The organism is Streptomyces sp. NPDC052036 (assembly GCF_040680495.1).
GTDB lineage: Bacteria > Actinomycetota > Actinomycetes > Streptomycetales > Streptomycetaceae > Streptomyces.
Genome location: NZ_JBFAWW010000105.1, coordinates 1 through 3,182, shown reverse-complemented (window position 1 = coordinate 3,182; position 3,182 = coordinate 1). Strand labels below are relative to the sequence as shown.

The 3,182-nt window shown below is 66.0% G+C and carries 2 protein-coding genes; both read left to right on the top strand.

The annotated features are described in order from the left end of the window. Positions 1-1,494: alpha-1,4-glucan--maltose-1-phosphate maltosyltransferase (locus tag AB0L95_RS41945; RefSeq protein ID WP_365171909.1), on the top strand; the 1,494-nt coding region annotated here is incomplete at its 5' end. Beyond that, the coding region (treS, locus tag AB0L95_RS41940; RefSeq protein WP_365171907.1) for a maltose alpha-D-glucosyltransferase at positions 1,491-3,182 on the top strand (1,692 nt) is incomplete at its 3' end. The genes AB0L95_RS41945 and treS, both read left to right, overlap by 4 nt.

The window sequence follows — 3,182 nt, the reverse complement described above, 5'->3', positions numbered from 1 at the left end:
CCCGAGGTGGTTGGGGTGTTGGGGCGGTTTCCGTTGCGGGAGTCGGTGACGTGTTCGGATGCGTTGCCGTTGCTGGTGGAGCGGGAGCGGGCGTTGTTCGGGTCGTGGTACGAGTTCTTTCCGCGGTCGGAGGGTACGGCTGAGCGGCCGCACGGGACGTTTCGTTCGGCGGCGCGGCGGTTGCCTGCGATTGCGGGGATGGGTTTCGACGTGGTGTATCTGCCGCCGGTTCATCCGATCGGGACGACGTTCCGTAAGGGGCCGAACAATGCGTTGTCGGCGGGTGCGGGTGATGTGGGGGTGCCGTGGGCGATCGGGTCGCCGGAGGGCGGGCACGATGCGGTGCATCCGGATCTGGGGACGGTGGAGGACTTCGCGTGGTTCGTGGAGCGGGCGCGGGGGCTGGGGCTGGAGGTGGCGCTGGATTTCGCGTTGCAGTGTTCGCCGGATCATCCGTGGGTGGAGAAGCATCCGGAGTGGTTCCGGCATCGGGTGGACGGGTCGATCGCGTATGCGGAGAACCCGCCGAAGAAGTATCAGGACATTTATCCGGTGTTCTTCGACGCGGATCTTGAGGGTCTGGTGGCGGAGACGGTGCGGGTGCTGCGGTGGTGGATGGGGCTGGGGGTGCGGATCTTCCGGGTGGACAATCCGCATACCAAGCCGGTGGTGTTCTGGGAGCGGGTGATCGGGGAGATCGGCCGGCGGGATCCGGATGTGATCTTCCTGGCGGAGGCGTTCACGCGGCCGGCGATGATGCGGACGCTGGCGGCGGTGGGGTTCCAGCAGTCGTACACGTATTTCACGTGGCGGAACACCAAGGGGGAGCTGACGGAGTATCTGTCGGAGGTGTCGGGGGATGCGGCGGCGTATATGCGGCCGAACTTCTTTGTGAACACCCCGGACATTCTGCATGCGTATCTGCAGCACGGGGGGCGGCCGGCGTTCGAGGTGCGGGCGGTGCTGGCGGCGACGCTGTCGCCGGCGTGGGGGATGTACTCGGGTTACGAGCTGTGTGAGAACGTGCCGCTCGCGGAGGGCAGCGAGGAGTATCTGGACTCGGAGAAGTATCAGCTGCGGCCGCGTGACTGGGCGGCGGCCGAGCGGGAGGGGCGCACCATCGTCCCGTTGATCACGAGGCTGAACGCGGTGCGGCGGGCCAGTCCGGCGTTGCGGCAGCTGCGTGATCTGCATTTCCATCAGGCCGACAACGACGCGGTGATCGTGTATTCGAAGCGTTCGGGGTCGAACACGGTGGTGGTGGTCGTGAACCTGGATCCGCACCACACCCAGGAGGCGACGGTGTCGTTGGACATGCCGCGGCTCGGCCTGGACTGGCATGAGTCGGTGCCGGTGCGTGATGAGCTCACCGGTGTTACCTACCACTGGGGCAGGGCCAACTACGTACGTCTGACGCCGGGCCAGGGCCCCGCGCACGTGCTGACCGTCCTGCGACCGTCCTCACCGCAGATCGGAGGGTCACCCACACGATGATCGTCAACGAGCCCGTCCCGGACACTTTCGAGGACACTCCTGCCGCCGACCGCGACCCGGAGTGGTTCAAGCGTGCCGTCTTCTACGAGGTCCTGGTCCGTTCCTTCCAGGACAGCAACGGTGATGGTGTGGGCGATTTGCGGGGCCTGACGGCGAAGCTGGACTATCTGCAGTGGCTGGGTGTGGACTGTCTGTGGCTGCCGCCGTTCTTCAAGTCGCCGCTGCGTGACGGTGGTTACGATGTGTCCGACTACACGGCGGTGCTGCCGGAGTTCGGGGACCTGGCGGATTTCGTGGAGTTCGTCGACGCGGCGCATCAGCGGGGCATGCGGGTGATCATCGATTTCGTGATGAACCACACCAGCGACCAGCATCCGTGGTTCCAGGAGTCCCGCGCGCATCCCGAGGGCCCCTACGGCGACTACTACCTGTGGGCCGACGACGACAAGCAGTACCCCGACGCGCGGATCATCTTCGTTGATACCGAGGCCTCCAACTGGACCTTCGACCCGGTCCGCAAGCAGTACTTCTGGCACCGGTTCTTCTCCCACCAGCCGGATCTGAACTACGAGAACCCGGCCGTGCAGGAGGAGATGATCTCCGCGCTGAGGTTCTGGCTGGATCTGGGCATCGACGGTTTCCGTCTCGACGCGGTGCCCTACCTCTACCAGCAGGAGGGCACCCACTGCGAAAACCTTCCGGCCACGCACGAGTTCCTCAAGCGGGTGCGCAAGGAGATCGACGCGCAGTACCCGGACACGGTGCTGCTGGCGGAGGCCAACCAGTGGCCCGAGGACGTCGTGGACTACTTCGGCGACTTCGAGAGCGGCGGCGACGAGTGCCACATGGCCTTCCACTTCCCCGTCATGCCCCGCATCTTCATGGCGGTGCGCCGTGAGTCCCGTTATCCCGTCTCCGAGATCCTGGCCAAGACCCCGGCGATCCCCTCGAACTGCCAGTGGGGCATCTTCCTGCGCAACCACGACGAGCTGACCCTGGAGATGGTCACCGACGAGGAACGCGACTACATGTGGGCGGAGTACGCCAAGGACCCCCGTATGCGCGCGAACATCGGCATCCGGCGGCGGCTGGCCCCGCTGCTGGACAACGACCGCAACCAGATCGAGCTGTTCACCGCGCTGCTGCTGTCCCTGCCCGGCTCGCCGATCCTCTACTACGGCGACGAGATCGGCATGGGCGACAACATCTGGCTCGGTGACCGGGACGCGGTACGCACCCCGATGCAGTGGACCCCGGACCGCAACGCGGGCTTCTCCTCCAGCGATCCCGGCCGTCTCTACCTGCCCACGATCATGGACCCGGTCTACGGCTACCAGGTCACCAACGTGGAGGCGTCGATGTCGTCGCCGTCCTCGCTGCTGCACTGGACCCGGCGGATGATCGAGATCCGCAAACAGAACCCGGCGTTCGGGCTCGGCTCCTACACCGAACTGACCTCCTCCAACCCGGCCGTCCTCGCCTTCCTGCGCGAGTACGGGGACGACCTGGTGATGTGCGTGCACAACTTCTCCCGCTTCGCCCAGCCCACCGAGCTGGACCTGAGCCGCTTCGACGGCCGCCACCCCGTCGAACTCATCGGCGGGGTCCGCTTCCCCGCCATCGGCCAACTGCCCTACCTGCTCACCCTCGCAGGCCACGGCTTCTACTGGTTCCGAATCCGCAAGGAC